The 6,889-nt window shown below is 67.9% G+C and carries 6 protein-coding genes; 4 read left to right on the top strand and 2 right to left on the bottom strand.

From position 1 onward, the window contains the following. Positions 1–198: 198 nt before the first annotated feature. A complete protein-coding gene (locus O0J73_RS20715) occupies positions 199–1,026 on the bottom strand; it encodes an inositol monophosphatase family protein (RefSeq protein ID WP_004153814.1) in 828 nt (275 codons plus the stop codon). A 120-nt stretch (positions 1,027–1,146) separates the two neighbouring features. Here O0J73_RS20715 and O0J73_RS20710 point away from each other — a divergent pair, with 120 nt between their 5' ends. From O0J73_RS20710 to O0J73_RS20700, 3 genes are read left to right on the top strand one after another with little or no spacing between them, the layout of a single operon-like run. Further along, the gene (locus O0J73_RS20710; protein ID WP_004153813.1) at positions 1,147–1,917 is read left to right on the top strand and encodes an RNA methyltransferase; all 771 of its coding nucleotides are present in this window, start codon (positions 1,147–1,149) and stop codon (positions 1,915–1,917) included. Positions 1,918–1,963: 46 nt separating this feature from the next. Next, the gene (locus O0J73_RS20705; RefSeq protein ID WP_308309528.1) at positions 1,964–2,896 is read left to right on the top strand and encodes a phosphate/phosphite/phosphonate ABC transporter substrate-binding protein; all 933 of its coding nucleotides are present in this window, start codon (positions 1,964–1,966) and stop codon (positions 2,894–2,896) included. Next, positions 2,893–5,019, top strand: a complete 2,127-nt coding sequence (locus O0J73_RS20700; protein WP_004153812.1) for an EAL domain-containing protein — start codon at positions 2,893–2,895, stop codon at positions 5,017–5,019. The genes O0J73_RS20705 and O0J73_RS20700 overlap by 4 nt, the downstream gene beginning before the upstream one ends. 68 nt (positions 5,020–5,087) lie before the next feature. On the opposite strand, the gene epmB is transcribed toward O0J73_RS20700, so the two are convergent. Next, on the bottom strand, positions 5,088–6,128 hold the full coding sequence (gene epmB, locus O0J73_RS20695) for an EF-P beta-lysylation protein EpmB (RefSeq protein WP_308309527.1): 1,041 nt from the start codon (positions 6,126–6,128) through the stop codon (positions 5,088–5,090). Between the two features lie 96 nt (positions 6,129–6,224). Here epmB and efp point away from each other — a divergent pair, with 96 nt between their 5' ends. Next, complete coding sequence (gene efp, locus O0J73_RS20690) at positions 6,225–6,791, top strand: elongation factor P (RefSeq protein ID WP_006457340.1); 567 nt, start codon at positions 6,225–6,227, stop codon at positions 6,789–6,791. Positions 6,792–6,889 lie beyond the last annotated feature (98 nt).

Here is a 6,889-nt window from a genome sequence, read left to right as displayed (position 1 = left end):
TTTGGTTACTTTCTTGATGGCGCACATCCATGTGCGCCACCCTACGGGCCGGCTGCGCCGTTCCGCGCTGCTCCTGCGGCGCGGTGCACGCGCAAAGAAAGTGACACCCCTCCGCGGTCGCGGAAACGAATCTCCCGGCGCACAAACGAAAACGGCACCTCGCAGGTGCCGTCTCCATGAACCGCGACTATGCGCAGATCAGAACTTCGCGTCGAACTCGGCGGCGTAGCCGGTGTTCACCAGCACCTTCTGCAGCGACTCGGCCACCTTCAGGTTGCCGGCCACGATCTGGTGGGTCTCCGGGCCGCGGTTGTCCATGCGGCCCAGGGTCGCGCCCTTGAAGTCGCAGACCTTGCCGCCCGCTTCGCGGACCAGCAGCAGGCCGGCGGCGATGTCCCACGCCTTCACGCCGGCCTCGAAGTAGGCGTCGGCACGGCCGCAGGCCACGTAGGCCAGGTCGAGCGCGGCCGAACCGGTGCGGCGGATGTCCTCGCCGTGCACCAGCAGGGCGTCGACCGCCTTCAGCTGGGCACTGGCGCGGGCGCGTTCGCGCGGGGCGAAGCCGGTGTGGATCATGGTGCCGTCCAGGTCCTTGCGGTCGGCCACGCGGATGCGACGGTCGTTCAGCACGGCACCGGCGCCGCGGCTGGCGGTGAACAGCTCATTGCGCAGCGGGTCGAAGATGACCGCATCGGTCGGTTCGCCGTTCTCGACCAGCGCGATCGACACGCAGTAGTGCGGCACGCCGCGCAGGTAGTTGCTGGTGCCATCGAGCGGGTCGATGACCCACATCTGGCGACGTTCGCCCTGCACGCCGCCTTCTTCGCCGAAGATGCCGTATTCGGGGTAGGCGCGCTTGAGTTCCTTGACGATGACCTTTTCCGCGTCCGCATCCACTTCGCTGGCGTAGTCCATCCGGCCCTTCTGCACGACGTTCAGTGCCTCGAGCTTGTTGATGTTGCGCAACAGGACGTTGCCGGCGAGGCGGGCGGCCTTGACCATGACGGTGACGGCGGGTTTCTGCATGGCGTGGGCTCCCGGAAAGGCAGAAGAGAAGGACTGGCGGGGGAAAAGAGCAGGTCCGGCGCAGTGGCCGGCCGCACAGTTTACCATTGGTCATCGTCCAGCTCGACCTTTTCCCTGTTCATGTCCCAGTTTCCTGCCGCCACCCGCCTCCGATTCGTCCTGGTCGGTACCCAGCACCCCGGCAACATGGGCGCTGCCGCCCGCGCCCTGAAGACCATGGGCCTGGCCCGCCTGGTGCTGGTCGCCCCCGAAAAGCCGCTGGACGAGGAGGCCTTCCGCCGCTCGGCCGGTGCCGAAGACGTGCTGGGGGACGCCCCGGTGGTGGCCACCCTGGCCGAGGCCGTGGCCGACTGCCGGCTGGTGCTCGGCTGCACCGCCCGTGCCCGACGGGTCCAGCTGGAGGAGTACCTGCCGGCCGACGCCGCTGCGCGTGCGGTGGCCAAGGCAAGCGAGGGCGCCGAAGTGGCGCTGGTGTTCGGCCGCGAGCGCACCGGCCTGACCAACGAGGAACTGCAGCTCTGCCACGCCGCGGTGCACATCCCGTCCGATCCGGAGTTCAGCTCGCTCAACCTGGCCGCGGCCGTGCAGGTGCTGGCCTATGAAACGCGCATGCAGCTGCTGGGCGCACAGCCGGCGGCCGCGGCAGAGCCGGGCTTCCGCGAGCAGGTGGCCAGCCATGAGCAGATGGAGAGCTTCTTCGCCCAGCTCGGCGACACCCTGGACGAGATCGATTTCCACAAGGGCCGCGCCCCGGAATCGGCGATGCGCAAGCTGCGCCGCCTGTTCCTGCGCAGCGAGCCGAGCGAGCAGGAAGTGCGCCTGCTGCGCGGCATCCTCGCCGACACCCAGCGCATGGCGCGACTGGCGCAGGCGGGCAGCAAGGACAGCTGACGACGTTCTCATTTTTTCGGGTAGTCTGTCTGGATACCCAGGGGGGATGAAGCCTGTGTCGGGTCTGCGAAAGGCAATGCAGGGGGGACTGCTGAGCCTGGCCATGGTCCTGCTGGCCGGGACGGTGCGTGCAGCGCCGGACCCGGTGCTGGTGCTGGGCCGGATCAGCGATGATCCCAAGGCCCATTACGAGCAGCTGCAGCCCCTGCTGGATTATGTGGTGGCCCGCATGCACGACGTCGGCATCAGGGAGGGGAGGATCCTGATGGCACGCGATCCGCAGCAGATGGCCAGCTATCTGCGGCGGGGGCGGGTCGACTGGGTCACGGAAACGGCGGGCACGGCGGTGGCGCTGGGCCAGCGCAGCGGCGCAAGGCCCTTGCTGCTGACCGAACGCAATGGCGTGCGCGAGTACCAGACGGTGTTCTTCGTGCGCAACGACAGCCCGATCCAGCGCGTGCAGGACCTGCGCGGGCATCGCCTGGCGCTGCAGAACACGGCGTCCACCAGCGCCTACCTGGTGCCGGTGATGACCTTGCTGCAGGAGGGCTTGTCGCCGCAGATCCTGGCCGGCGACTGGGACATGCCGGGGCGGGACAGCGTGGGGTATGTGTTCGCGCGCAGCGAGTTGAACATCGCGACGTTCGTGCACAAGGGGGTGGTCGACGTGGGGGCGGTGAGCAGCGTGGACTGGAACGACGAGCGGCGGGTGCCGGCCGCGTTCCGGCGCGACTTCCGCGAACTGCTGCGCACCGAACCGTACCCGCGAGCGGTGGAGATGGTCCGCGCCGACCTTGACCCGCGCGTGCGCGATCGCCTGCAGGAGGTCCTGCTGCAGGCGGCCAGCGACCCGCGGGCGCAGGGGGCGTTGCATCGGTTTTTTGGCACTTCCGGTTTCCACCGTGTCGATGCGCATGCGCAGCAGCGGTTGGATGAATTGAAACAAGGATTGACGCGCGTGCGGATGGAAGTGGAATGAAGTGGCTCGGCTCTGGAATGCAGGCCCGGTTCCTGCTGGCGATGGGCGGAGCAATGCTCGTGGTGATCGCGATCCTGGCGGTGCTGCTGGGGCGCCAGACGGCAATGCAGAGCGAGGTGCGCAGCCTCAGCGGCGGCGTCATCCACGAACTGTTCGATCGCAGCGTGCGCAGCCGCGGCGAGGCGATGGCGCGCGAGTTGTCCGACTCGCTGGCCAATCCGTTGTACTACCGCGACCTGGACCAGGTCGGCGCACTGGTGCGCGGTACCGCGCGGCAGCCGGTGGTGCGCTATGTCCTGGTGTTCGACCAACGCGGGCGATTGGTGCATGACGGCTCGATCGAGGTCGCCGGCTTCGGCCAGCAGATGACCGACCCGCTGGCGCCCAAGGCCGCTGCCGCGCAGGCACTGGTGGTGCAGGAATCGCCCAAGGTGCTCGACAACACGATGCCGATCACGATCGGCAACCAGCGCATCGGCGGTGTCCGCGTCGGCATGGCGCTGGACGAGGTGCAGCAGCGCGAGCAGGCCGCCAATGCGACCCTGGGCGAACGCCTGCAGCAGGCCGGCAGCCGCCATCTGGGCTGGCTGCTGCTGATGCTGGGCCTGCTGGTGGTGATCGGCGTGGTGGTGATCCTGTACGTGCAGCGGACCCTGGTCGCGCCGATCCGCGATCTGGCCGTGGCCGCCCGCCGCATCGAGGCCGGCGACTACCAGACGCCGTTGGCGGAGAACACCCGCGATGATGAAGTAGGCGAACTGGTGCGTGGCTTTGCCCGCATGCGCGATGCGATCGCCCGCCATGACCGTGAAGTGCGGCACATGGCCTACACCGACGCGCTGACCGGATTGACCAATCGACTGGCCTTCCGCGAGGCACTTGACCATCGGTTGATGGCCGCGCGCGCGGCCAACCACCGGCTTGGCCTGCTGTTCGCCGACATCGATGATTTCAAACGGGTCAACGACACCCTCGGTCACGAAGCCGGCGACGAAGCATTGCTGCAGTTCGCGCAGCGCATCGGCCGTGCGGTGACCGAAGCCGGTGGCGACGAGGCCCTGCTGGCGCGCTTTGGTGGCGACGAATTCGTGATCCTGGTCGGTGACGGTGACGTCGCTGCCAACGCCCGGCTGCTGGCCGAAGTGCTGGTGCGCGAACTGGGCAAGCCGCTGGTGGTGCAGGGCCGGGAACTGTTCCTGGGCACGTCCATCGGCGTGACCCTGTTCCCGGACGATGCGGCCGACGCCACCACGCTGCTGAAGAACGGCGACATCGCCATGTACCAGGCGAAGATGGCCGGCAAGAACTGCTACCGCTACTACAGCCGGGCGATGGACCATGCGGTCGAGCGCCGCGTGCACATGGAGCAGGAGCTGCGCGGGGCCTGGGAGCGCGGCGAACTGCGCCTGGCCTACCAGCCGATCTTCCGCATGCGCGACCGCCGCATGGTCGGCGTCGAAGTGCTGTTGCGCTGGCAGCATCCGACCCTGGGCACGATCCCGCCGTCGGTGTTCATCGAGGTGGCCGAGCAGAGCGGGCTGATCGAGATCATCGGCCCGAAGGTGTTGCGCGCGGCCTGCATGGAGGCTGCGCAGTGGCCACGCGGGGTGGCCGGAGACGACCTGTTCGTGTCGGTCAACGTGTCGCCGCGGCAGCTGCGGGGCGGCGAACTGCCGGCGCTGGTCGCACAGTGCCTGCATGAGTCGGGGCTGCCGGCGTCGCGCCTGCACCTGGAGCTGACCGAGACCGCGGTGATCGGCGATGAAATGGTCGCCGCACAGCTGCTGGACAAGCTGCACCGGACCGGCGTGAAGGTCTGGCTGGATGATTTCGGCACCGGCTTCTCCGGGCTCAGCCATCTGCGCCAGGTGCCGGTGGACGGGGTGAAGATCGACAAGAGCTTCGTGGCCGACATGCAGCGTGATCCCGACGACCTGGCACTGACCACGGCGATCATCGCCATGGCCCACGCACTGGGCATCACCGTGGTTGCCGAGGGCATCGAGCAGCAGGCGCAGTTCGAGCTGCTGGCCCAGCGTGGCTGCGACCTCGGCCAGGGCTACTGGCTGAGCCACCCGGTGACCGCCACCGAAGTGGTGCGGATGATCGAATCGGGTCTCTGACCGATTGACGTTGTGCTGGGGTCAGATCCCTTTTCCACGGGAAAAGGGATCTGACCCCGGTAGTGCTCTTACACCGGGCGCTTGCTCGGATCGCCAGGCAGTTCGCGCACCAGCTTCGGGATCAGGTAGCCGGACAGGCGTGCGGTGAGGCCGGCAATCAGTGCCTTGGCCTGGGTGTCGTCCACTTCGAAGTGGGCCACGCCTTCCACTTTGTCCAGCTGGTGCAGGTAATACGGCAGCACGCCGGCGGCGAAGCTGCGCTCGCTCAGATCCTGCAGGGCCTGCACGCTGTCGTTGACCCCGCGCAGCAGCACCGCCTGGTTCAGCAGCTGCGCACCGGTACCGCGCAGGCGTGCCATCGCCGCGTCCACGCTGGCATCGAATTCATTGGCATGGTTGGCGTGGACCACGATCGCCAGCGGCCACGGCAGGCTGCCCAGCCAGCCCAGCAGTTCCTCGTCCACGCGTTCGGGCAGCACGATCGGCAGGCGGCTGTGGATGCGCAGGCGCCGGATGTGCGGGATCGCGCGCAGTGCGTCGGTCAGTTCGACCAGCTTGTGCGTGGCCAGCGACAACGGGTCGCCGCCGGACAGGATCACCTCGTCGATGTCCGGATCGGCCGCGATGGCGGCCACGGCTTCCTGCCAGCCACCCTTGGCCGCGTTCTCCGCGCCGTAGTCGAAGTGGCGGCGGAAGCAGTAGCGGCAATTGATCGCGCAGCTGCCGGTGGCGACCAGCAGGGCGCGGCCGCGGTATTTCTGGATGACCCCGGTGGCCTTCCTGGCCGCACCATCCCCCACCGCATCGAAGCTGAACCCGGGCGCCGGGCGCATTTCCTCGTCGATCGGCAGCACCTGGCGCAGCAGCGGGTCGGCGGCGTCGCCCGTGCGCATGCGGGCCACGAAGCCCTCGGGCACGCGCAGCGCGAACTGGGCCATGGCCGCCTCCGAGACGCCCAGCGCGGCCGGGTCCAGCTGCAGCCGGGCCAGCAGGGCGTGCGGGTCGCGCAGTGCCTGGCGCCAGAGCTGCTGCCAGCGCGCGGGCGCGCCTGGCGACTGGGGCCGGGGGAAGGCGGAAAGCTGCATGGAGAGGGGGCCTGCGGTTATCATGGGGGCAGAAAAACAGTCGCCCACCGGCATCCGGTGGGCTTTCCATTCTAACGGCTCGCCGCACCCGCGGCGTTTTTGCCACTCAGGAGTTTACGCATGGCCAGCTACGGCATGAACGACGTCAAGAACGGGATGAAGATCCTGGTCAACAACCAACCGGCTGTCATCATCGACACCGAATACGTCAAGCCGGGCAAGGGCCAGGCCTTCACCCGCGTGAAGTACCGCCTGATCAAGGACGGCCGTACCCAGGAAGTGACCATGAAGTCGACCGACTCGCTGGATGCAGCCGACGTCGTCGATACCGACATGAACTTCATGTACAGCGACGGCGAGTACTGGCACTTCATGGACCCGGAATCCTTCGAGCAGGTCCAGGCCACCAAGGCCGGCATGGGCGGCGCCGAGAAGTGGCTGAAGGGCGAAGAGTCCTGCGTGGTGACCCTGTGGAACGGCGAGCCGATCTTCGTGCAGCCGCCGAACTTCGTCGAACTGAAGATCACCGAAACCGATCCGGGCGTCCGTGGCGACACCTCGGGCGGCGGCGGCAAGCCGGCCACCCTGGAAACCGGCGCCGTGGTCCGCGTGCCGCTGTTCGTCAACCAGGACGAAATCATCAAGGTTGATACCCGTTCGGGCGAATACTCCGCACGCGTCAAGTAATCCGGCGCAGCCGGATTACGGTAGGGCCGGCCGCTGGCCGGGTACCCGCCATCGCATTCGCGCTGGCGCTCCCCTGATCTGCTTCGGCAGATCAGGGG

This window comes from Stenotrophomonas sp. Sm6012 (assembly GCF_030985895.1).
In the GTDB taxonomy this organism is placed as follows: Bacteria; Pseudomonadota; Gammaproteobacteria; order Xanthomonadales; family Xanthomonadaceae; genus Stenotrophomonas; species Stenotrophomonas forensis.
This window is presented reverse-complemented; position numbering and strand designations above follow the sequence as displayed.

Bases quoted from the DNA above. Each gene is read 5' to 3' on its own strand.
- O0J73_RS20715 (WP_004153814.1), bottom strand. From the start codon at position 1,026: ATGCAGAAACCCGCCGTCACCGTCATGGTCAAGGCCGCCCGCCTCGCC.
- O0J73_RS20710 (WP_004153813.1), top strand. From the start codon at position 1,147: ATGTCCCAGTTTCCTGCCGCCACCCGCCTCCGATTCGTCCTGGTCGGT.
- O0J73_RS20705 (WP_308309528.1), top strand. From the start codon at position 1,964: ATGAAGCCTGTGTCGGGTCTGCGAAAGGCAATGCAGGGGGGACTGCTG.
- O0J73_RS20700 (WP_004153812.1), top strand. From the start codon at position 2,893: ATGAAGTGGCTCGGCTCTGGAATGCAGGCCCGGTTCCTGCTGGCGATG.
- epmB (WP_308309527.1), bottom strand. From the start codon at position 6,128: ATGATAACCGCAGGCCCCCTCTCCATGCAGCTTTCCGCCTTCCCCCGG.
- efp (WP_006457340.1), top strand. From the start codon at position 6,225: ATGGCCAGCTACGGCATGAACGACGTCAAGAACGGGATGAAGATCCTG.